Origin of the sequence: Streptomyces sp. NPDC006365 (assembly GCF_042870755.1) — a bacterium.
Classification (GTDB): Bacteria; Actinomycetota; Actinomycetes; order Streptomycetales; family Streptomycetaceae; genus Streptomyces; species Streptomyces xiangluensis.
Genome location: NZ_JBIAHS010000002.1, coordinates 120673 through 141614 on the forward strand (window position 1 = coordinate 120673; position 20942 = coordinate 141614).

Annotated in this window: 17 protein-coding genes and 1 pseudogene; 9 read left to right on the forward strand and 9 right to left on the reverse strand. The window is 69.5% G+C overall.

Annotation, left to right across the window (positions count from 1 at the left end; genetic code table 11):
- Positions 1–176 precede the first annotated feature (176 nt).
- The 5 genes from ACFYO0_RS05750 to ACFYO0_RS05770 all read right to left on the reverse strand — a co-directional run bounded on the left by ACFYO0_RS05750 (position 177) and on the right by ACFYO0_RS05770 (position 5747).
- Positions 177–824, reverse strand: a complete 648-nt coding sequence (locus tag ACFYO0_RS05750) for a Rid family hydrolase (protein ID WP_388671223.1) — start codon at positions 822–824, stop codon at positions 177–179.
- Positions 821–2422 carry a flavin monoamine oxidase family protein gene (locus tag ACFYO0_RS05755; RefSeq protein ID WP_388671226.1) on the reverse strand — a complete coding sequence of 534 codons (1602 nt, stop codon included), beginning with the start codon at positions 2420–2422 and terminating at the stop codon, positions 821–823. Before ACFYO0_RS05755 ends, ACFYO0_RS05750 begins: the two co-directional genes overlap by 4 nt.
- A gap of 202 nt (positions 2423–2624) precedes the next feature.
- Positions 2625–3425 carry a sugar phosphate isomerase/epimerase family protein gene (locus ACFYO0_RS05760; protein WP_388671229.1) on the reverse strand — a complete coding sequence of 267 codons (801 nt, stop codon included), beginning with the start codon at positions 3423–3425 and terminating at the stop codon, positions 2625–2627.
- 40 nt (positions 3426–3465) lie between these two features.
- On the reverse strand, positions 3466–4470 hold the full coding sequence (locus ACFYO0_RS05765; protein ID WP_388671232.1) for a GNAT family N-acetyltransferase: 1005 nt from the start codon (positions 4468–4470) through the stop codon (positions 3466–3468).
- A 227-nt stretch (positions 4471–4697) separates the two neighbouring features.
- Positions 4698–5747 carry a LacI family DNA-binding transcriptional regulator gene (locus ACFYO0_RS05770; RefSeq protein ID WP_388671235.1) on the reverse strand — a complete coding sequence of 350 codons (1050 nt, stop codon included), beginning with the start codon at positions 5745–5747 and terminating at the stop codon, positions 4698–4700.
- 179 nt (positions 5748–5926) lie between these two features.
- Between ACFYO0_RS05770 and ACFYO0_RS05775 the strand changes: the two genes are divergently transcribed.
- From ACFYO0_RS05775 to ACFYO0_RS05800, 6 genes are all read left to right on the forward strand, one after another.
- Positions 5927–7078 carry a Gfo/Idh/MocA family protein gene (locus ACFYO0_RS05775; RefSeq protein WP_388671238.1) on the forward strand — a complete coding sequence of 384 codons (1152 nt, stop codon included), beginning with the start codon at positions 5927–5929 and terminating at the stop codon, positions 7076–7078.
- The gene (locus ACFYO0_RS05780; protein ID WP_388671241.1) at positions 7075–8226 is read left to right on the forward strand and encodes a dihydrodipicolinate synthase family protein; all 1152 of its coding nucleotides are present in this window, start codon (positions 7075–7077) and stop codon (positions 8224–8226) included. The genes ACFYO0_RS05775 and ACFYO0_RS05780 overlap by 4 nt, the downstream gene beginning before the upstream one ends.
- A gap of 59 nt (positions 8227–8285) precedes the next feature.
- Positions 8286–9083: a sugar phosphate isomerase/epimerase family protein gene (locus tag ACFYO0_RS05785; protein ID WP_388672722.1), complete on the forward strand. Its 798-nt coding sequence runs from the start codon at positions 8286–8288 to the stop codon at positions 9081–9083.
- Positions 9084–9188: 105 nt separating this feature from the next.
- Positions 9189–10181, forward strand: coding sequence for a phosphotransferase family protein (locus ACFYO0_RS05790; RefSeq protein WP_388671244.1), 993 nt, complete (start codon positions 9189–9191; stop codon positions 10179–10181).
- A gap of 170 nt (positions 10182–10351) precedes the next feature.
- Entirely contained in the window at positions 10352–11185 is an 834-nt protein-coding gene (locus tag ACFYO0_RS05795) for an MBL fold metallo-hydrolase (protein WP_388671247.1), read from the forward strand.
- A 133-nt stretch (positions 11186–11318) separates the two neighbouring features.
- On the forward strand, positions 11319–12995 hold the full coding sequence (locus tag ACFYO0_RS05800) for an IS200/IS605 family accessory protein TnpB-related protein (protein WP_388672724.1): 1677 nt from the start codon (positions 11319–11321) through the stop codon (positions 12993–12995).
- Positions 12996–13040: 45 nt separating this feature from the next.
- On the opposite strand, the gene ACFYO0_RS05805 is transcribed toward ACFYO0_RS05800, so the two are convergent.
- Positions 13041–13496 carry a hypothetical protein gene (locus tag ACFYO0_RS05805; RefSeq protein ID WP_388671250.1) on the reverse strand — a complete coding sequence of 152 codons (456 nt, stop codon included), beginning with the start codon at positions 13494–13496 and terminating at the stop codon, positions 13041–13043.
- Between the two features lie 124 nt (positions 13497–13620).
- On the opposite strand from ACFYO0_RS05805, the gene ACFYO0_RS05810 reads away from it, so the two are divergent.
- A complete protein-coding gene (locus ACFYO0_RS05810; protein WP_388671253.1) occupies positions 13621–14814 on the forward strand; it encodes a serine hydrolase domain-containing protein in 1194 nt (397 codons plus the stop codon).
- A 200-nt stretch (positions 14815–15014) separates the two neighbouring features.
- Here the strand turns inward: ACFYO0_RS05810 and rbsD are convergent.
- From rbsD to ACFYO0_RS05825, 3 genes and pseudogenes are all read right to left on the reverse strand, one after another.
- Positions 15015–15406, reverse strand: a pseudogene (rbsD, locus tag ACFYO0_RS05815) (D-ribose pyranase).
- Positions 15403–16419 (reverse strand): ribokinase, encoded by a 1017-nt coding sequence (locus tag ACFYO0_RS05820; RefSeq protein WP_388671256.1) that lies wholly within the window; start codon positions 16417–16419, stop codon positions 15403–15405. Before ACFYO0_RS05820 ends, rbsD begins: the two are co-directional and overlap by 4 nt.
- A gap of 100 nt (positions 16420–16519) precedes the next feature.
- Positions 16520–16663: a hypothetical protein gene (locus ACFYO0_RS05825; RefSeq protein WP_388671259.1), complete on the reverse strand. Its 144-nt coding sequence runs from the start codon at positions 16661–16663 to the stop codon at positions 16520–16522.
- 229 nt (positions 16664–16892) lie between these two features.
- Between ACFYO0_RS05825 and ACFYO0_RS05830 the strand changes: the two genes are divergently transcribed.
- Positions 16893–19163: an ATP-dependent RecD-like DNA helicase gene (locus tag ACFYO0_RS05830; protein ID WP_388671262.1), complete on the forward strand. Its 2271-nt coding sequence runs from the start codon at positions 16893–16895 to the stop codon at positions 19161–19163.
- A gap of 209 nt (positions 19164–19372) precedes the next feature.
- Positions 19373–20662, forward strand: coding sequence for a citrate synthase (locus tag ACFYO0_RS05835; RefSeq protein WP_388671265.1), 1290 nt, complete (start codon positions 19373–19375; stop codon positions 20660–20662).
- Positions 20663–20942: the final 280 nt, after the last annotated feature.

Consider the following 20942-nt stretch of genomic DNA (forward strand, 5'->3'; position numbering starts at 1 on the left):
GAGACTCATCCGGCAGCCTGCGCCTTGGACGGGCGGTGGCGCGGATGGGTTCCCCGGATGGGGACGATTCCCGGAAATTGGTACGACGGTGCGCCACCGTGTCCGATGGGGTTGCTGCGGCGCTGTTTTGGGCCGGGGGCACCGCAGCGGACCTGTGAACTCGCCGAACTCGCCGATCAGCGCTTCTTGTCGTACGTCGCCGTCACCTCGACCTCCACGAGCCACCCCGGCACCGCCAGCGAGGCGACCTCCATCGTCGCCCGCGCCGGGCGGGCCTTGTTGGCGAGCAGTGGCGGCTTGGGGGCAGAGGTGCCCATGGGTACCGGCACGACCTGGAGCGACTTCAGGTCGATGTTGGCGAAGTACTGCCGGTATGCGCGGTTCCAGCCCGCGTAGTCGGCGATCCGGTCGCCCGGCGGCTTCATCAGGTAGGCCTTCATCGTGATGACGTCGGCCGGTTTCACGCCCGCGGTCTCGAGGTTGGTCTTGATGTTCCTCAGGACGACGAGTGCCTGTGCCTCGGTGATCGTGACGCCCTGCGACCCTTCCGTGAGGGCGGGGTCGGTGTAGCGCTCGGGCGTGCCCTCCGGCGCGGCCGGGTTCAGCGCGGACGGGCCGAGACCGCTGCTCTGGTAGACGGCGACTTCCCCGCCCGTCGCCACGCCGTTCGCGATGGCCGGGTTGGACTGCCCCTCGGGCAGCATGACCCGTACCTCCTGCGGGCCCGGCGACCACCAGCCCTTGGCGCCCGCCAGTGTCGCGGAGCCGGTCAGCAGCGCCCCGGTCAGGGCCGTACCGACGAAAACCTTCGTACGCCGCTTCATCCGGCCATCACCCTCTCGTGGATCCCGGTCACGACCTTGCGTGCCGAGGTGAACGCTCCGTGCTGCCAGGCGATGACATGGCTGAGCCAGTCACCGGCGAAGTAGACGTGTCCCGCGGGCTGGTTGAGCAGCCTGTACTCGGGGCCGGTCTGTGAGGGCCAGCCGACCCAGCCCGCTTCGATGTGGGGCGTGCGGTGCCAGGCGACGCTGAAGGAGTGGTCGAGTTCGGTGCGGTACTTGTCACCGTGGATCTTCACGCCCCGGCTCACCGCCCGCTTCAGCCGCTCGGCGTGGGGCAGAGCGCTGTACGCGACAGCGTTGTCACCGAAGTTGTAGTAGCCGATGAGCGTGCCGCGGCGGCCCTGATAGCCGTACGACGGGTACCAGATGGTGGCCAGGTCCGTGTCGGTCGGTGTGATGCCGCCGTAGATGTGCTCGTCCGTCTCCCACCAGCGGCTGCGGTACTCGAGCCCGATCTTGCCGACGGGGGTCGCGACGGGGTACTTCAGTGCCGCGGTGACGTCCGCTCCCAGGTTGTGCTTGATCCGGGCCATGACCATGGGCGGGACCGCCGCCACGACGAAGTCGGCGCGCCGGGTGCGGATTCGGCTCTCGGCGTCCTCGTAGGTGACCTCGGCGCCGTCCGAAAGGTTCTTGACCTCCGTCACCTTGGCGCCGTAGGTGACCCGGTCCTGGCCGATGGCCTTGGCGAGCGCGTACGGGATCGCGTCCATCCCGCCCACCGGCTGGAACATCAGCATGGCCTGGTCGTAGCCGAACTCGAAGGAGAAGCGCTGCCCGACGCCGCTCGCGACCACGTCCGACAGGGACGGCACCGGGCCGAGTACCGTGCCCTCCTCGAAGCCGGCGCCCGGTTCGACCGAGTAGCCACGACGGTCGCTGCCGGTGTACGCGAAGCCGTCCGCCTTGCCCTTGATGGCGCCGAAGTTCTGCAGGAAGGCGATGAGCCCTTCCTTGTCGGCGGCGGTGAGTTCCCTGTCCAGAGCGCCCTGGTCGGTGGCCTTGGCGAGCAACTCGGAGACATAGCCGTAGACATCGGCCTTCGCCGTGCGCCAGCGGACCGGCTTGCCCGCGAGGGCGGTGCTCTTCTCGTGGTAGATGTACGCGTTGGCGTTCTGGTTGGTGAACACCTCGAGGGGGACGCCGAGTTCGCGGCAGTACTCGAGTGTGACGTGGGTCTGCGGCAGCCGGGCCGGACCCGCGTTCATGTACTGGCCCCTGGAGAACGAGCTTTTTTGCGTGCGCCCGTCCAGGTCGGTCAGCGCAGTGCCGCCGCGGACCGTCCAGTTGCGTCCGCCCGGGCGGTCCTTCGCCTCCAGGATCCGGCAGTCGTAGCCCGCCTTGCCCAGCTCGTACGCCGTCGCCAGGCCGGCTATGCCGCCGCCGAGTACCAGGACCTTCTTGCGGCTCCGTCCGGTGAGCGCGAAGTCGCCGCTCCGGGGCGCCCGGTACTGCTCGGCCCTGGCTTCGGGGACCGGCGCGAGCCCCAGGGCCCCCATCGCCGAGTACAGCATTCCGGCGCCGCCCGCGACCCCGACCGATCTCAGAAAGCCACGGCGAGATGCCTCTGCAACCATCCAATTTCTCCTCGCCCACAGCCCACGGCCGTGCCGGGCCGGGGCCGCATCGTTGGGTCAACCCGGCCCGGTGGGAGGTGAGTTGCGGGTGAGGCCGGAGTGCCCTACGAGCCTCCGTCAGAGGTATTACAGGGGCATGCCAATGACGTATACGGAGACGATCAGAGGAGCGGGGTGCGGTCGGAGCCCTGGTTGCCCAGGCTCACGCCGACTCGTTGAGCAACCGTGAAAGGTGCTCCCGGCCCGCCCTCAGCAAGCCCTCCAGCGGCGCGGCCGACTCGTACCAGCGCTTCTCGTACTCCCAGCACAGCCAGCCGTCCCAGCCCTCGCGGGAGAGGAGTTCCACGCACTCGGTGAGGGGGAGGACGCCCGATCCGAGTGGCAGGGGGGTGGTGTCGTCGGCCGAGGCGATGTCCTTGACCTGGACGTAGCCGAGGTAGGGGGAGAGGGCAACATACGTCGAGCCGGGCTGTTCGCCGCCGAGCCAGGTGTGCATGACGTCCCAGAGGGCGCCGACGCGGGGATGGCCGACGAGGCCGAGGACACGGATCGCGTCCGCGCCCGTGCGGTGCGAGTCGTGGGTCTCCAGGAGGATGCGTACGCCCAGATCGGCGGCGTACTCCGCGGCCGTGCCCAGCCGCCGCGCGGCCGTCGCGTCCGCTTCCTCCGGGCTCTGGTCGGTACCGCCGCCGGGGAAGACACGGATGTAGGGGGCGCCCAGGTCGCGGGCCAGCTCCAGGAGTTCGCGGATCTCCTGGAGTACGGGTGCGTCGTCACCCGGTGCGGCCACGCGCGCGTACCCCGCAAGGCCCAGGATCTCGACGCCGGCCGCCTTGAACTCGGCGGCGACGTCGGCCCGCCGGCTCAGTTCGATACCGGGGTGGACCGGCTCCTCGGGGTGCGCGCGCAGCTCGACACCGTGGTAGCCGTGCGCGGCCGCGAGCCGCACCACGTCGGGGATGGGCAGTCCGGGAACGCCGAGAGTGGAGAAGGCCAACTTCATGCTGCGGACCCTACCTGCCGCCCCCGCATGCTGGGCAGAGTCAGTCCTGTGCGCCGTGCAGGTCCAGGCGCCAGTCCTGGCCGACCAGATCCACGCCGAAGGAGCGGTGCGGTTTCTCGGCGAGGAGGACGAAGCCGTGGCGCTGGTAGATCTTGCGGGCAGAGGTCAGTACGTCGTTCGTCCACAGGACCATGTCGCGGTAGCCGACACCCCGCGCGAACTCGATGCAGGCTCGCACGAGCCGGTCGCCGATGCCGAGGCCGCGGGCGTCCGGTTCGACGAGGAGGAGCCGCAGGCGTGCGGCGCCCGGCGCCTCGTCCCGTACGCACATCACGCAGCCCACCGCGCGGCCGTCCAGCTCCGCGATCCACACCCGCTCCAGGTGCGGGTCGTGATCCTCCGCGAAGTCGGCGACGATCCGGGCGACCAGGCCCTCGTAGTCCGTGTTCCATCCGTGCTCGGCGGCGTACAGCGCGGCGTTGCGCTGCACGATCCAGCCGAGGTCGCCGGGGCCGGGCTCCCGCAGGACGACGTCCTCGCCGCGATGGGGGTCCCCCCGCTCATGGGGGTCCCCCCGCTCGAGCGAAGTCGAGAGTGGGGGAGAAGCCGAGAGTGGGGGAGGCCGGCCGCCGGACAGCACGTCCCGAATCGTGCGCATCGCCTCTACGAGCCGGGGCCGCTCGCCCGCCGGAACGGTCGCCAACAGCGACCCGACCGCCTCCTGCGACCGCTCGTCGAGCAGATCGGCCGCCTCACACCCGTGCGGGGTGAGCGTGACGTGCCGCCGCCGGGTGTCCTTCTCGGACGGCACACGCTCGATCAGCCCGTCCTGCTCGAACTTCGCCAGGATCCGGCTCAAGTACCCGGCGTCCAAGGACAGTTCGCCACGCAAGTCTGCGGCGTCCGTACGGGGAGAGTGCGCGAGTTCGTACAGCACACGGGCCTCGGTCAGCGTGTACGGGGCGTACAGCTGACGGCTGTAGTCCAGCGCCCCGATGACGTTCGTATAGAAGCGGTTGAACGAGCGGATGTCCTGGATGGTCATGGCCTGACCTCAAGATGGTTGACTCAGTCAGAGATATCGCTTCTCCGAGAGTAGGCCGCCTCCGGCTCCCCGTCCATGGATCGCCCACGGGGGTGGTGGGTCCGGTTCTCAGGCGACTGCCGGTCCGTTGTGGCTTGTCGCGCCACGCGGCGGAGCCGCTGATGTCACAGCGGCCCCGCGTCCCTGAACGAGGCGCGACAGCCACAACGGACGCAGAGGCGAACCCGTCAACCCTTGGGCACCCCGGTGGACCCTCGCACCATCAACTCCCCCCGCACCGTCGCAATCCCCTCCTCAGGCGCCTCCTCCCGCCCCATGGCGATCCGCCCGGCCTGGGCCCCCGCCTCCGAGAGCGGCAACCGCACCGTCGTCAGCGCGGGCACCGCGTCCACGCTGAAGGGAAGGTCGTCGAAGCCCACAACGGAGACGTCGTCGGGGATACGAAGCCCGGAGTCGCGCAGAGCGGCACACGCGCCCAGCGCAACCGTGTCGTTCGCGGCGACAACGGCCGTCAACGACGGCTCACGGCGCAGGAGTTCGAGGGTCGCCTCGTAACCCGCCCGCCGGTCGTAGCGGCCGTGGACAGTCCACGCGGGCTCGTCGGGAATGCCGTGCGCGGCCAGCGCGGCCCGGTGACCTTCAAGACGGTGCCGCGTAGTCGTCCGCTCCTGAGGCCCCGCGATATACCCCATGCGCCGATGCCCGAGCCCGATCAGGTGCTCGGTGAGCTCCCGCCCGCCCCCGCGGTTGTCGAACGTGAGTGCCACCGCCTCGGTGTCGGAAGGCGCAGGCGGACGCCCGCACAGGACAACCCGCGTCCCCGCATCCGCCAGCTTCCGCAGCTTCGTCGCGACGGCCGCCGCATGTTCGGTGTTCTCGACGGCACCCCCGGTCAGTACGACCGCGGCAGCGCGTTGGCGCTGAAGGAGCGTGAGGTAGGTGAGCTCACGCTCCGGGGAGCCGCCCGTGTTGCAGACGACGCCCAGCCGCTCCCCGCCCGCGCGCCCGCCCGGCCCGCCGATCTCGGACTGGATCGCCGCCGCCATGATCCCGAAGAAGGGGTCGGCGATGTCGTTGACCAGGATCCCGACCAGGTCGGAGGTAGCGGCGGCCAACGCGCTCGCCGGGCCGTTCAGTACGTAGTCCAGCTCGTCCACGGCCCGCAGCACCCGCTCGCGAGTCGTCGCCGCCACGGGGTAGTTGCCGTTCAGCACGCGGGACACGGTGGCGGGCGAGACCTGCGCGCGAGCCGCTACGTCCGCCAGGGTCACGGTCATCTATCGTCCTCCGGTCAGGCATCTGCTCAGGCATCTTCGTCGCATATCTCATCACCGCGCGGGGTTGTCCGATCCGCTGCACAGAGGCTAGCTTCTTCACACATAGAAAGCGCTTGCTGCAACGCTCACCTGTTCGCTGTGGGGCGTACGCGGCGCAGGACGCGTACGAAGGGAATGACGTGACACGCAAGACGGTGCGCATCGCGATGAACGGCGTGACGGGACGCATGGGCTACCGCCAGCATCTGGTCCGCTCCATCCTCGCCCTGCGCGAACAGGGCGGCCTCGATCTCGGCGACGGCACCGTGCTGTGGCCCGAGCCGGTGCTCGTCGGCCGCCGCGAGCACGCGCTGAAGGCGCTCGCGGACCAGCACGGCCTCGAACACTGGTCCACCGGCCTCGACGCCGTACTCGACGACCCGACCATCGACATCTACTTCGACGCGCAGGTCACGTCCGCCCGCGAGGACGCCCTCAAGAAGGCGATCGAGGCCGGAAAGCACATCTACACCGAGAAGCCGACCGCAACCGGCCTCGAGGGTGCCCTGGAGCTGGCCCGGCTGGCCGCGGACAAGGGCATCAAGCACGGCGTCGTCCAGGACAAGCTGTTCCTGCCCGGCCTGCTCAAGCTGAAGCGCCTCATCGAGGGCGGCTTCTTCGGGCGGATCCTGTCCATCCGCGGGGAGTTCGGCTACTGGGTCTTCGAGGGCGACTGGCAGCCCGCCCAGCGCCCGTCCTGGAACTACCGCGCCGAGGACGGCGGCGGCATCGTCGTCGACATGTTCCCGCACTGGGAGTACGTACTCCACGAGCTGTTCGGCCGCGTCAAGTCCGTACAGGCGCTGACCGCGACCCACATCCCGCAGCGCTGGGACGAGCAGGGCAAGCCGTACGCCGCGACGGCCGACGACGCCGCGTACGGCATCTTCGAGCTGGAGAACGGCGCCATCGCGCAGATCAACTCCTCCTGGACCGTACGCGTCAACCGCGACGAACTCGTGGAGTTCCAGGTGGACGGGACCGAGGGCTCTGCGGTCGCGGGCCTGCGCAACTGCCGTGCCCAGCACCGCAGTTCGACGCCGAAGCCGGTGTGGAACCCGGACATCCCCGCCACCGAGGTCTTCCGCGACCAGTGGCAGGAGGTGCCCGACAACGCCGAGTTCGACAACGGCTTCAAGGCGCAGTGGGAGCTGTTCCTCAAGCATGTGTACGCCGACGCGCCGTACCACTGGGACCTGCTCGCGGGCGCCCGCGGTGTCCAGCTCGCCGAGCTGGGGCTGAAGTCCTCGGCCGAGGGCCGCCGCTTCGACGTACCGGAGATCTCGCTGTGACGATCCAACTGCCCGATGCGGACGGGGTGTTGAGGTCCTACACTCCGCGCACGGAACCGCTCGCCCTCACCAAGGGCGCCCCGCTCAGCTCCCGTACGGTCTTCTCCGCCGCACACGTCGTGGCCGACCCGTACGCAGACGTGTCCCCCGACTCGCCGGCGGCCGTCGACTGGGACGCCACGCTCGCCTTCCGCCGGCACCTGTGGTCGCACGGGCTCGGCGTCGCGGAGGCGATGGACACGGCTCAGCGGGGGATGGGGCTCGACTGGGCCGGGGCGGCGGAGCTGATCCGCCGCTCGGCCGCCGAGGCGAAGGCCGTCGGCGGACTGATCGCGTGCGGGGTGGGCACGGACCAGCTGGCCTCGGGTTCCTTGGCGGAGGTCCAGGCGGCGTACGAGGAGCAGCTCGCGCTCGTGGAGGGGACGGGCGCGCAGGCGATCCTCATGGCGTCGCGGGCGCTGGCCGCGGTGGCCCGCGGCCCCGAGGACTATCTCGCCGTGTACGGCCATCTGCTGCGCCAGGCGTCCGAGCCGGTGATCCTGCACTGGCTGGGCCCGATGTTCGACCCGGCGCTGGAGGGCTACTGGGGCTCGACCGACCTGGACGCGGCGACCGACACCTTCCTCGAGGTCATCGCCGCGCACCCCGACAAGGTCGACGGCATCAAGGTCTCCCTCCTGGACGCCCAGCGGGAGATCGACCTGCGCCGCCGTCTGCCGAAGGGAGTCCGCTGCTACACGGGCGACGACTTCAACTACCCGGAGCTGATCGCCGGCGACGACCAGGGCTTCAGCCACGCGCTGCTCGGCATCTTCGACCCACTGGGCCCGCTCGCGGCGGAAGCGGTACGGGTCCTCGACACGGGTGATGTGAAGGGTTTCCACGAACTCCTCGACCCCACGGTCGAGTTGTCCCGCCACCTCTTCCAGACCCCGACCCGCTTCTACAAGACGGGCGTGGTCTTCCTTGCCTGGCTCGCCGGCCACCAGTCGCACTTCACGATGGTCGGCGGCCTCCAGTCCGCCCGCTCGCTCCCGCACTTCGCCCGCGCGTACGAACTGGCCGACGGGCTGGGCCTGTTCCCGGACCCGGCGCAGGCTGCGGCGCGGATGAAGAACCTGCTGTCGCTGTACGGAGTGGAACAGTGAGCGAATCCGTGAGTGCACCAGTGACGGCTGAGAGCCTTTCCCGTTTCTCGATCAACCAGATGACGGTGAAACAGCTGTCGTTGCCCGAACTGGTCGACGCCTGCCTGGAGTTGGGCGTATCGGGCGTGGGCCTGTGGCGAGAGCCGGTTCAGTCGTACGGCGTGGAGGCCACGGCCAAGCTCATCCGTGACGCGGGCCTGACGGTCACGACCCTCTGCCGGGGCGGCTTCTTCACGGCGATCGAACCGGGCGAGCGGGCGAAGGCGCTGGACGACAACAGGGCGGCCATCGACGAGGCGGCCACCCTCGGCACGGACACCCTGGTCCTGGTCTCGGGCGGCCTCCCGCCCGGCTCGAAGGACCTGCACGGGGCGAGGGAGCGCATCGCCGACGCGCTGGCCGCACTGGGCCCGTACGCCCAGGAGCGTGGCGTACGGCTGGCCATCGAGCCGTTGCACCCGATGTACGCCTCGGACCGCTGCGTGGTGTCGACCCTCACCCAGGCCCTCGACCTGGCGGAACGCTTCCCGGCGAACCAGGTCGGCGTGACGGTCGACACGTACCACATCTGGTGGGACGACCAGGCCCCCGCCCAGATCGCCCGAGCGGGCGCCACCGGCCGTATCCACACCTTCCAGCTGGCCGACTGGACGACCCCGCTCCCGGAGGGCGTCCTCACCGGCCGCGGTCAGATCGGCGACGGCGCGATCGACATGCGCGAGTGGAAGGGCTACGTCGAGGAGGCGGGCTACACCGGCCCCATCGAGGTCGAGCTCTTCAACACCGGCCTGTGGGCAAGGGACGGTCGCGAGGTGCTGGCGGAGACGGCGGCACGGTTCGTGGAGCACGCCACGTAAGGGGTGTGCGTGGACTGACGTGCTTGGGGCGCCCTGCGAGGGAAGGGGCGCCCCACGTGACGTCCACTGCCGATGGCTGCTCCTTGCGGTGGATAACCTGCCTCCATGGTTGCGGGCGAGGGGGTCGATCGCATCGGTGCGGAGCCTGACGGCCGGGGCTGGGGTTCGACGCGGGCCTGGGTGGAGAAGGAGCTGTCAGCGGTAGAGCGCATCGATGGTGTGGTGCCGTTGCGTGGCGGGTGGACTTCGGAGATGCGGCGCCTGGACGTTTGCGGGCCGGGCGGTCGGCGTTCGCTGGTTCTGCGGTCCTTCGTCAAGCCCTTCTTCGCGCGGCACGCGGAGGGGCTGCTGAGCCGCGAGGCGGACGTTCTGCGTCTGCTCGGCAATACGGACGTGCCCGCGGCCACGCTGGTGGCCGTGGACGCGACGGCGCAGCACTGCGATCACCCCTCCTTGCTGATGTCCCTGCTGCCGGGGGCCGTGCGCCTGGGTGAGGAGGGGGCGGACCGGCGTTCCGAGCTGCTGGCCCGTCAGTTGCTGCGTATCCACCGGCTGCCGGTGACCGCGGAGGAACGGCCCCGGTCCTATCAGGCGTGGACCTCTCCCGAGCGTGTGCGCCCGCCCGGGGACACCGAGCGGCCCGAGCTGTGGCAACGGGCCGTGGACGTCATCCGTCGCGAGCCGCCGGAGTTCCGGGCCTGCTTTCTGCACCGGGACTTCCATCCCGGCAACGTCCTCTTCACGGGCAGCGGCAACGGCGGCGGCGATGATCTGCGGATCAGCGGCGTCGTCGACTGGGTGGAGACCTCTTGGGGGCCGGCCGATCTGGACGTGGCCCACTGCTCCACGGCACTGGCGCTGCTGCACGGCGTGCCTGCGGGCATGCGCTTCGCCGACCGCTACGTCGCCGCGGGAGGGACGCTGTCGGAGGACCCCGCCGCCCACCTCTACTGGCGACTGCTGGACGCCTTGGCCTTCGCTCCGGATGCCGAGAAGGTGGCTGTCCCTTGGCGCGAACTGAACCGAACCGATCTGACTCCCACCGTGCTGACCAGCCGGCTGGAGGATTACGTCCAGGCTTTGTTCGACCGTTACTGAACGGACCCCCAGAAGGGACGGTGCGGCCGACGGGCGGCACCCCGGCGACGACGTCGACGGTGACCAGCACAGAATTTTGTCGCGTTTGTCTGCGTTTGACGAGAGTCCGCCCTGGGGCTGGACTGGAATGACGGGCGCTGCGGCCGGACTCCGTTCTAGGGAGAGCAGCGATGACGACCATGGAAACTTTCAGCCTTCTGCAGCCGTACCGGATCGCCGAGGAGACGTTCGTCATCCCGTGGGCGCTGGAAGCCCCGCCGGTCGGCCACTTCCCGATGAATTCGATGGTGATCCGGGGATCCGAACCGGTGCTTGTGGACACCGGGGCACCGGCGGTGCGGTCCCAGTGGCTGGAGGCCGCGTGGTCCGTGGTGGATCCGCTGGACGTTCGGTGGATCTTCCTCACTCACGACGACCGTGACCACGCCGGCAACCTTCTGGCGGTTCTCGCTGAATGCCCGAACGCGACACTGCTGACGACGTGGTTCTCGATCGGGCGCATGGCCGAGGAGTGGGAGACGCCCATCAACCGGTGCCGCTTCATGATCGACGGCGATACGGTGGATGTGGGTGACCGAACGCTGGTGGCCAAGCGACCGCCGTTGTACGACAACCCCACAACCCGCGCCCTCTTCGACCCGAAGACCAATGTCCTGTGGGCGGTGGACACCTTCGCGACGAACGTGCCCACTCCAGTCCCCGAAATCGCCGACCTGTCCGCCGATGAATTTCGCGACGGCCAGTTCTTCGGCGGACGCCTGGTCTCGCCCTGGGTCGCGCTGCTCGACGGCCAGAAGTTCCGGGCGGTGGTGAACGGCTTCCAGCGGCTGGACGCCGAGGTTGTCGCCGGCTGCCATTCACCGGTGCTTCGCGGCCCGCAGATCGCGGAGGCGTACGACCTTCTCCGCCGGCTTCCCGAGATTCCCGCATGGCCGGAGTTCACGCAGGCCGACCTGGACCAGTGGATGGCGGCCGCCGAGGGGTTGGGAACTGCTGCGTCTTGACTGAGTACGGGTGAGTTCTGGCGTGTATGAGTGAGCATCAGCGTCCCGGGTGCGGCACCCCCACGAACGGCCGGGATAGGAACGGGCTTTTCTGCGTCGAATGCGTGACCTTTGCGGGTGGTGTTCGTTGAGCGTGGCGGCGGGGATCTTCGGGGTGCCGGGCGGGGGTGACGGGGTGGGCGGGCTGCGCAAGGTGGCGGCATCGTTCGTGGCGCCCGGCCCGTCTGGGGTGGCGATCCGGGCCCGGCTGCGGTTGTCCGAGGCGGGCGCGGTGGTGCTGGCCGAGGTGGGGGTGTACCTCGGTTCGCTGGCTGCCAGTGATCTGGCGGCCCGCTCCCGGCAGGGACTGGATCACGATGCGGCCGGGTGGGCGGTGCGCAAGCGGGAGTTGACCGGGGCCTCGTCGGCTCGGTGGGCGGGAAGTATCACCAAGGCCACGCACGATCAGTGGGCGCTGGCTCGGCGCGGGCAGGCCGCTGACATGGCGTGGCTGCGCGGGCAGATCGCGTCGATCGAAGCGCGACTGGCCCGCCCGCTCGGGGCCAAGGCCAACAATCGGGAGGGGCTGGTACGCGGCTATGCCTCCCGGTTGGAGTGGCATGCCAAGTCCCGTCGACTGCACGCTCTGTGCGACCGGCTGGCGGCGCTGGAGGCGGACTGGGCCGCGGGAAAGGTGCACGTGGTGCGCGGCGGCAAGCGCCTCACCCACCTGCGCCACCACCTCGACGCAGCGGGGCTGGACGAGCCGGGGTGGCGGCAGCGGTGGCGGGCGGCGCGGATGTTCCTGGCCGCGGACGGGGAGTCCGGCAAACGCTGCGGCAACGAGACCATCCGTATCACCGACACCGGGCAGGTCTCCATCAAACTCCCGGCCGCGCTCGGGCATCTGGCCAATGCCCCGCACGGCCGCTATGTGCTGGACGCCACCGTGGAGTTCAAACACCGGGGCGAGGAGTGGCGCGACCGGATCACGGCGAACCGGGCGGTGGCCTACCGCATCCACCACGATGTACTGCGCGGCCGCTGGTACGTGACGGCCGCCTGGCAGCGCGCCGCCACCCCGGTGCTGCCGCTCAAGGCGGCGCTCGCCTCGGGTGTGGTGGGGGTGGACATGAACGACGACCACCTCGCCGCCTGGCGGCTGGATGTGCACGGCAACCCGGTGGGCGAGCCCCAACGCTTCTTCTATGACCTGTCCGGCACAGCCGCGCACCGCGACGCGCAGATTCGGCACGCCCTGACAAGGCTGCTGCACTACACCCGGCACTGCGGGGCCGCGGCGATCGCGCTGGAGGACCTCGACTTCACCGACGGCACGTCCCGGGAAAAGCACGGCCGCAACAAGCGTTTCCGTCGCCTCATCTCCCGCTTCCCCACCGCAAAACTCAAGGCCCGGCTGGTCTCCATGGCCGCCGAGCAGAACATCGCTGTCGTCGCGGTCGACCCGGCCTACACCTCGAAGTGGGGCACTCAGCACTGGCAGCAGCCCCTCACCAGCACAAACCGCAAGACCACTCGCCACGACGCTGCCGCCGTGGCAATCGGAAGGCGCGCCCTGGGGCACCCGATCCGGCGACGGACGACACCGCCCCCACCCGACCAGAGCGATCGTGTGGGGCATCGGACCGTCCAGGCCCGACCGGACACCCGAAGGCGTGAGGAAGCCCGCCCCCGCATCCCCGGACCACGCACCAGATGCGTGCCGCCCGGACGCGGAGCGAACGCGGGCGACCAGCGTGCCCAACACCGTTCGGGACACGCGGCTGAGCAGCAGTCCTGGCACCAGGACGCACTCCCCCTCAGTCCTTAGGAACGGTCGGTCCCGCCGGAACAGCCACGGCCATCGGGCACGTGACTACAGGCCGAGAGACGTCTGCGTCTCCCGCGTCTCCTGCTCCTGGTCGTCGGTGAAGGCACCCGAAGCCACCGCCCCGCCGAGCAGTGCCGTGACGAGCGCCGCCGCACCGACGAACGCCCAGCGTGGCCGCCACGAGCGCTTGGTCCCGCCGTTGCGCGCCGGTGGGGCGTTCAGGTGCCCGCAGGCGATGGTGGTGCGCGCGTCCGCCCACGCCTCCGCCTCGTCGTCCCACAGTCCGCAGGCCGTGACGAACGCGACGACCAGCTCCTCGCGGGGCAGCCGTTCCCTGCCGAGCATGGTCGCCGCCGTGGAGTAGGGCAGCGTGTGGCCCGCCTCCGTCGCGCGGCGTTCCAGTTGGCGGTAGCTCAGGCCCGACCATGCCTTGAGGCGTCGTAGCGCCGCCATGAAGGCGGCCGGGTCGGTGTCCGGCGGTGTGGGCGGTGCTGTGGTCATGGTGGTGGTCCCCCCTGTTGAGCTGGACGTACACGAGTTCGCACAAGCTCGAACACCCTGACAGCTTGAGGAACGGCGAGAGCGGCGGTCAACCTCGGCGCAGATTCCTGACGTTGGAGGTCATATGGGCAAGGGTCTGCGTCTGCCTCACTGTCGCCGTACGGGCGTCGGCGCCACGGTCCTCGCGGTTCTGGTGATGCTGGGCGGATGTGCCGAACGGCCGGCCGCCGGGCGCGCGGCACCGTCCGGCGCCGCGTCCCCGACGGCGCGCGACGGGGAGTCGGTCGCCGGCTTCCTCCGCCGCACCTTGCCCGCCGGGTCCGGCGGCACCGTGATCGCCGCACGCGGCGGCGAACTCGCGTACTGCGGAGGGTTCGGGACGGCGGACCGCGCCTCCGGTACCCCCGCGAGCTGCCGCACCGTGTACGACGTCATGTCGATCACCAAGCAGTTCACCGCGGCCGCGATCCTGAAGCTGGAGGTGATGGGGCGGCTGCGGGTGAGTGATCCGATCGGCCGGTACCTGGGGCGGCCGGTGCCCGGGGACAAGCGCGGCATCACGATCGAGCACCTGCTCACGCACACATCGGGCCTGGTCGAAGGGCTCGGCGACGACTACGAACGCGTCTCGCGCGACGAGTCGGTGCGGCAGGCCCTGGCGTCGAAGCTGCGGTCCGTCCCGGGCGCGGAGTTCCACTACTCCAACACCGGATACAGCCTGCTCGCCGCGATCATCGAGGAGGCGTCCGGGGAGGGCTACGAGCCGTTCCTGGCCCGTCACCTGTTCGCACCGGCCGGAATGCACCGGACCGGATACGTGCTGCCCCGGTGGCCGCGGAACCTGGTCGCGGTGGAGTACGACAGCGAGGGGCGGAGCAAGGGCAGGCCCATCGACCATCCCTGGGCCGCCGACGGGCCGTACTGGAACCTGCGCGGCAACGGCGGCATGCTCTCCACCTCGGGCGACATGTTCCGCTGGCACCGCGCCCTCTCGGGTGACGAGATCCTTCCGGCGCGGGCCAGGCAGAGGCTGTTCGCGCCCCACGTGCGGATCCCCGATTCCGGCGAGCTGCTCGGGCCCGGCCCGTCGTACTACGGATACGGCTGGGTCGCCACCGGCACCCCCGAAGGCCCGCTCGCCTGGCACAACGGCGGCAACGACTGGTCCCTGGCCTATCTCGCGTGCTGGCCGCGCGACGGCGTTCTGGTGTTCTGGGTGAGCAACCACGCCTACCAGGACGGGAAGTGGGACCTCCAGGACAGGGCGGAGAAGCTGACGCTGGGCATCGCCGACCGCGTACGGGCGGAGGGCCACTGAGGTCTCGCCATTGAGGTCCCGCAAAAAATCTTCGGAGGCCGTGCAACCCTCCGCCCACCCTGCGGGTCGTACTTGGCATCAGAGCTTCTGGAGGGGGGATCTGGGGGGATCCGCGGGGGTTCTGATGTTGGGGGAGGGGTAGAGCGAGGGGCCTGGTCGACGGACCGGGCCCCTCGAAGCCTTCCGGGCCCGGGTGCTTCTCAGAAGAAGACTCCGCAGTGCAGCAGCACGTTGGCGTACGGGCGGGCCTCGCCGGTCCGTACGATCAGGCGCGCGTCCGCAGACAGGACCTTGAGTTCGTCGTGCGAGACATGGGTCAGGGCGGCCGGGAAGCGGTCGGTCAGCAGGGCGGACGCCTCCTTGTTCGCTTCCCGTATTTCCTTTGCCGCCGTGGCGCCCTCCACGACCAGTTCGTCCCGCAGGCCCTCCAGGACCTCCGCGAAGGACGGGACGCCGGCGCGGAAGGCCAGGTCCACGACGCGGGGACCGGCCGGGATGGGCATGCCGGCGTCGCAGATCAGTACGCCGTCGCCGTGGCCCAACTCGGCCAGGGCCCCGCCAGATGACGGTTCAGGATTCCAGCTCTCTTCACTGCGACTCGCCTCGCGGGGACGCTCCGGGCGCGGTACCCGACCCGCCTTTCCGGCCGGGGGTCCGGCCCGCGCCGGAGCCGCTGTCGGATGCCGCGTCCCCCGGGATGGCACAGCACAGGGCGGCTACCTCCGACGCGGTGGGGAACGAAGCCTGGGCGCCCTCCCTGGTGACCGCCAGGGCACCGACACGCGTCGCATACCTCGCGGCTTCCGCCAGGGACTCCCCGAGCCCCAGTCGCCAGGCCAGGGCCGCCGTGAAGGCGTCGCCCGCACCCGTCGTGTCCACGGCGTGGACCTTCACGGAGGGGACGTGAGTCGTGCCGGTGGCGTCCGCGACCAGCGCGCCGTCCTCGCCGAGGGTGACGACCACCGAACGCGGGCCGAGGGCGAGGAGCGCCTCGGCCCACTGCGCGGGCGTCGAGCCCGCATCAGCACCCAGCACGACCCGCGCCTCGTGCTCGTTCACGATCAGCGGATCGCAGGCCGCGAGCACCTCCTCCGGCAGTTCCCGCGGCGGCGACGGGTTGAGTACGAAGCGGGTGCCTGGCCCCAGGCTCCGTACCACCTCCACGACCGTCTCCAGCGGGATCTCCAGCTGGGCGGACACCACCCGGGAGGCTGTGAGGAGGGCAGCGGCGGCTCGTACGTTCGCGGGCGTCAGGCGTGCGTTCGCGCCCGGCGACACCACGATGCTGTTGTCGCCGGACGGGTCCACCGTGATCAGCGCGACCCCGGTGGGCGCCCCGCCCACGAGAACGCTGGCCGTCTCGACGCCGGCGTCCCGCTGCGAGTCGAGCAGCAGACGGCCGTGCGCGTCGTCGCCGACCCGGGCCAGCAGCGCCGTACGCGCCCCGAGGCGGGCGGCGGCGACCGCCTGGTTGGCGCCCTTGCCGCCCGGGTGGACGGCCAGGTCGGAGCCGAGCACCGTCTCCCCGGCACCGGGGCGCCGCTCGACGCCGATCACCAGGTCGGCATTGGCCGACCCTACGATCAGGAGGTCGTAGTCGTACATGAACTTCTCCCTGTACAAGCCGGTTGATACGGCAAGACGCTGAGTAGCCCTGAGAAGAGCCCGTCCGGCCGCCTACGTCAGTCGCCGAATTCGGCCACGCTCAGGTGACCACCTTCACAGGCTCCTGCTGCTCTTCACGCGTGAGGTACAGCCGGAGCTTCATCCCTCGGCCGACTTCACCGGTCTGCATCACTTCCTGCTTCGCCTTCTTCGTCTTGCTGTGGCGGTTTCGCTTCCTGGACATCAGGCCTCCCCCTTGTCCTTGAATCCAGTTGGCCCGCCGACGACGGTGCGGAAGTCCGATCATGGTGCGCACGAATTCGAAGATGGATCACTCATTCGGATGATGGTGGGGTGGATACGCAGCCACCTGCTGAAAGGTTCCCTATGAGCCGGGAGTCGGATGCGCTGGCTCGGTAGTGGTTGTCCACAGGCCTTTCCGTACTGTCAGCGGCGGGCGGTAGCGTCGGATCATGTCGAATCTGGCGGGGAACCAGGCGGGCACCGGGGCGCGGAACCTGGCGGTTCTCGAGGGCGTGCTGGAGCGGATCACGTACGCCAACGAGGAGAACGGCTACACGGTCGCCCGGGTGGACACCGGCCGGGGCGGCGGCGATCTGCTGACGGTCGTGGGAGCGCTGCTCGGTGCCCAGGTGGGGGAGTCCCTGCGGATGGAGGGGCGCTGGGGGTCCCATCCCCAGTACGGCAAGCAGTTCACCGTGGAGAACTACACGACGGTGCTGCCGGCCACCGTCCAGGGCATCCGCCGCTATCTGGGCTCCGGCCTGGTCAAGGGCATCGGTCCGGTCTTCGCGGACCGCATCACCCAGCACTTCGGGCTCGACACCCTCCAGATCATCGAGGAGGAGCCGAAGCGCCTCATCGAGGTCCCCGGCCTCGGCCCCAAGCGGACCAAGAAGATCGCTGACGCCTGGGAGGAGCAGAAGGCGATCAAGGAGGTCATGCTCTTCCTCCAGACCGTCGAGGTGTCGACGTCGATCGCGGTCCGCATCTACAAGAAGTACGGCGACGCCTCGATCTCGGTGGTCAAGAACCAGCCGTACCGGCTCGCGTCCGACGTCTGGGGCATCGGCTTCCTCACCGCCGACAAGATCGCCCAGTCCGTGGGCATCCCGCACGACAGCCCGGAGCGCGTCAAGGCCGGTCTCCAGTACGCCCTGTCGCAGTCCACCGATCAGGGCCACTGCTTCCTCCCGGAGGAGCAGTTGATCGCGGACGCGGTGAAGCTGCTCCAGGTGGACACCGGCCTTGTCATCGAGTGCCTCGGGGAACTGGCGGCGCCCCAGGAGGACGACGGCGACCCCGGAGTCGTAAGGGAAAAGGTCCCCGGCCACGACGGCGGCGACCCCGTGACGGCCGTCTACCTGGTCCCCTTCCACCGGGCCGAGCTCTCCCTGTCCGCCCAGCTGTTGCGTCTCCTGCGCACCGATGGGGACCGGATGCCGTCTTTCCGGAACGTGGCCTGGGACAAGGCCCTGGCCTGGCTCAAGGACCGTACGGGAGCGGAGCTGGCCCCCGAGCAGGAGGATGCCGTCCGTCTCGCGCTCACCGAGAAGGTCGCCGTGCTCACCGGAGGCCCCGGTTGCGGCAAGTCCTTCACGGTCCGTTCGATCGTGGAGCTGGCCCGCGCCAAGAAGGCCAAGGTCGTGCTGGCCGCGCCCACGGGCCGGGCCGCCAAGCGGTTGGCCGAGCTCACGGGCGCGGACGCCTCGACCGTGCACCGGCTCCTGGAGCTCAAGCCCGGCGGGGACGCGGCGTACGACAAGGACCGCCCGCTGGACGCCGACCTGGTGGTCGTGGACGAGGCATCGATGCTCGACCTCCTGCTGGCCAACAAGCTGGTGAAGGCGGTGCCTCCGGGGGCGCATCTGCTCCTCGTGGGCGACGTCGACCAGCTGCCGAGCGTCGGCGCCGGCGAGGTCCTGCGCGACCTGCTCGCCGACGGCAGCCCGGTCCCGGCCGTCCGCCTCACCCGTGTCTTCCGGCAGGCCCAGCAGTCGGGGGTGGTGACGAACGCCCACCGGATCAACGCGGGCAAGCAGCCGGTCACCCAGGACCTGAAGGACTTCTTCCTCTTCGTCGAGGACGACACGGAGGAGGCGGGCCGGCTCACGGTGGACGTGGCGGCCCGCCGCATCCCAGCGAAGTTCGGCCTCGATCCGCGCCGCGACGTCCAGGTCCTCGCCCCCATGCACCGCGGCCCGGCGGGCGCCGGCACGCTCAACGGACTGCTCCAGCAGGCGATCACACCCGCCCGGCCCGACCTCGCCGAGAAGCGCTTCGGAGGCCGGGTCTTCCGCGTCGGCGACAAGGTCACGCAGATTCGCAACAATTACGAGAAGGGCACGAACGGTGTCTTCAACGGCACGGTCGGCGTGGTCACCTCCCTCAACCTGGACGACCAGCGGCTGACGGTGCTGACCGACGAGGACGAGGAGGTGCCGTACGAATTCGACGAGCTCGACGAGCTGGCGCACGCGTACGCGGTGACGATCCACCGCTCCCAGGGCAGTGAGTACCCGGCGGTGGTGATCCCGGTGACAACCAGTGCCTGGATGATGCTCCAGCGCAACCTGCTCTACACGGCGGTCACCCGCGCCAAGAAGCTTGTGGTGCTGGTCGGTTCACGCAAGGCGATAGGCCAGGCGGTGCGCACGGTGTCGGCGGGACGGCGATGTACGGCCCTGGATTTCCGGCTCTCACCCCGGCCTCTCGACCCGTGAGCGAGATTTGATCGATCAAATGAGTCGCGAGGGTCACAGAGCACTTCCGGAAGCAGGGCGAAGGGGGGCAGGATGAGCAGGGTGACGGCACTGAGTGCCGCCAATAGGCCCCATGGTCGACCCCGAGTGCACTCTCCTGCGCCAAATGGGGGATGGTAGAAGCAGTCAGGGCACCTCGAAGAAGAGGCACAACGTCGGTGAGGGATGACGTGAGCGACAACTCTGTAGTACTGCGGTACGGCGACGGCGAGTACACCTACCCGGTGATAGACAGCACCGTCGGTGACAAGGGCTTCGACATCGGGAAGCTCCGTGCTCAGACCGGTCTGGTCACGCTGGACAGTGGTTACGGCAACACCGCCGCCTATAAATCCGCCATCACCTATCTCGACGGTGAGCAGGGCATCCTCCGGTACCGCGGTTACCCGATCGAGCAGCTGGCAGAGCGCTCCACCTTCCTCGAGGTGGCCTACCTGCTGATCAACGGCGAACTGCCCACGGTCGACGAGCTCGCCACCTTCAAGGGCGACATCACGCAGCACACCCTGCTGCATGAGGACGTCAAGAACTTCTACCGTGGCTTCCCGCGCGACGCCCACCCGATGGCGATGCTGTCCTCGGTGGTCTCCGCGCTGTCCACCTTCTACCAGGACAGCCACAATCCGTTCGACGAGACGCAGCGCAACCTCTCCACGATCCGCCTGCTCGCCAAGCTTCCGACGATCGCGGCGTACGCGTACAAGAAGTCGATCGGGCACCCCTTCGTCTACCCGCGCAACGATCTCGGTTACGTCGAGAACTTCCTGCGTATGACCTTCTCGGTCCCGGCGCAGGAGTACGACCTGGACCCGGTCGTCGTCTCCGCGCTCGACAAGCTGCTGATCCTGCACGCGGACCACGAGCAGAACTGTTCGACGTCCACGGTCCGCCTGGTCGGCTCCTCGCAGGCGAACATGTTCGCCTCGATCTCCGCCGGCATCTCCGCGCTCTGGGGTCCGCTGCACGGCGGCGCCAACCAGTCCGTGCTGGAGATGCTGGAGCGCATCCAGTCCTCCGGCGGTGACGTCGACTCCTTCATCCGCAAGGTGAAGAACAAGGAGGACGGCGTCCGCCTCATGGGCTTCGGCCACCGGGTGTACAAGTCCTTCGACCCCCGCGCCAAGATCATCAAGGCCGCCGCGCACGACGTCCTCTCGGCTCTCGGCAAGTCCGACGAGCTGCTGGACATCGCGCTCAAGCTGGAGGAGCACGCGCTCTCCGACGACTACTTCGTCTCGCGCAACCTCTACCCGAACGTGGACTTCTACACCGGTCTGATCTACCGCGCCATGGGCTTCCCGACCGAGATGTTCACGGTCCTGTTCGCGCTCGGCCGTCTGCCCGGCTGGATCGCTCAGTGGCACGAGATGATCAAGGAGCCGGGTTCCCGTATCGGCCGCCCGCGCCAGATCTACACGGGCGAGGTTCTGCGGGACTTCGTCCCGGTCGAGTCTCGCTGACGCCTGTACGCAGTACGTAGCAAAACGGAAGGCGCCCCGCTGCCGGTCCCCCCACGGGCCGGAGTCGGGGCGCCTTCCTTGTCCCGGTTCGGATTCCCCCCACGGGATCCGGCCGGGCGCCTGAGGACAGCGCCTGAATCGCTGTGATCTAAACGAGCAGAACTCGATGTACCACGTGTGCTGCTGAACCATCTGTACTGCCTGTACTGCAGCGAGTGCGGTCTGCCGGGACCCGTACGGGAGGGCCGCTCAAGCTCCCCGTGTACGTGTCCCGGCAACG

Excerpts from the sequence above, each read along its gene's own strand:
- ACFYO0_RS05750 (WP_388671223.1), bottom strand. The coding sequence starts at position 824 with ATGAAGCGGCGTACGAAGGTTTTCGTCGGTACGGCCCTGACCGGGGCG.
- ACFYO0_RS05755 (WP_388671226.1), bottom strand. The coding sequence starts at position 2,422 with ATGGTTGCAGAGGCATCTCGCCGTGGCTTTCTGAGATCGGTCGGGGTC.
- ACFYO0_RS05790 (WP_388671244.1), top strand. The coding sequence starts at position 9,189 with ATGGTTGCGGGCGAGGGGGTCGATCGCATCGGTGCGGAGCCTGACGGC.
- ACFYO0_RS05765 (WP_388671232.1), bottom strand. The coding sequence starts at position 4,470 with ATGACCATCCAGGACATCCGCTCGTTCAACCGCTTCTATACGAACGTC.
- ACFYO0_RS05830 (WP_388671262.1), top strand. The coding sequence starts at position 16,893 with ATGTCGAATCTGGCGGGGAACCAGGCGGGCACCGGGGCGCGGAACCTG.
- ACFYO0_RS05805 (WP_388671250.1), bottom strand. The coding sequence starts at position 13,496 with ATGACCACAGCACCGCCCACACCGCCGGACACCGACCCGGCCGCCTTC.
- ACFYO0_RS05785 (WP_388672722.1), top strand. The coding sequence starts at position 8,286 with ATGACGGTGAAACAGCTGTCGTTGCCCGAACTGGTCGACGCCTGCCTG.
- ACFYO0_RS05795 (WP_388671247.1), top strand. The coding sequence starts at position 10,352 with ATGACGACCATGGAAACTTTCAGCCTTCTGCAGCCGTACCGGATCGCC.
- ACFYO0_RS05825 (WP_388671259.1), bottom strand. The coding sequence starts at position 16,663 with ATGTCCAGGAAGCGAAACCGCCACAGCAAGACGAAGAAGGCGAAGCAG.
- ACFYO0_RS05770 (WP_388671235.1), bottom strand. The coding sequence starts at position 5,747 with ATGACCGTGACCCTGGCGGACGTAGCGGCTCGCGCGCAGGTCTCGCCC.
- ACFYO0_RS05760 (WP_388671229.1), bottom strand. The coding sequence starts at position 3,425 with ATGAAGTTGGCCTTCTCCACTCTCGGCGTTCCCGGACTGCCCATCCCC.
- ACFYO0_RS05810 (WP_388671253.1), top strand. The coding sequence starts at position 13,621 with ATGGGCAAGGGTCTGCGTCTGCCTCACTGTCGCCGTACGGGCGTCGGC.
- ACFYO0_RS05820 (WP_388671256.1), bottom strand. The coding sequence starts at position 16,419 with ATGTACGACTACGACCTCCTGATCGTAGGGTCGGCCAATGCCGACCTG.